A 366-nucleotide genomic window follows, 5' to 3' on the forward strand; every position below is an offset into this window, starting at 1 on the left:
GCTTCGCGTCGCTTCGCCTGGCTTTCAGCGCAGCCGTCCTCGGCGCTTTGCTTTGTGGCCCGCAGGCATCCGCGCAAAGTGCGGCCGCGCCCGCGCAAACGGTGACGCTCGGCCCAAGCGGCCTGCCGCTGCCGCGTTTCGTCAGCCTGAAATCGGGCCGCGTCAACTCACGCGTCGGCCCAGGCGCCAACTATTCCGTCGACTGGATGTACATGAAGGCCGGCCTGCCGATGGAGATCATTCAGGAATTCGATACCTGGCGTCGCGTGCGCGACGCGGACGGCTCCGAGGGCTGGATCAACCAGTCGCTGCTTTCGGGCCGCCGCACCGCGATCGTCGCCCCCTGGCAGCGCGGCAAGGGCGGCG

1 protein-coding gene is annotated in these 366 nt (G+C 68.9%); it reads left to right on the plus strand.

The window, feature by feature from the left end:
- A partial coding sequence (locus tag EN852_RS36440) for an SH3 domain-containing protein (protein WP_246694525.1) occupies positions 1-366 on the plus strand: 366 nt, incomplete at both ends.

This window comes from Mesorhizobium sp. M2E.F.Ca.ET.209.01.1.1, assembly GCF_004010375.2.
Taxonomy (GTDB): domain Bacteria; phylum Pseudomonadota; class Alphaproteobacteria; order Rhizobiales; family Rhizobiaceae; genus Mesorhizobium.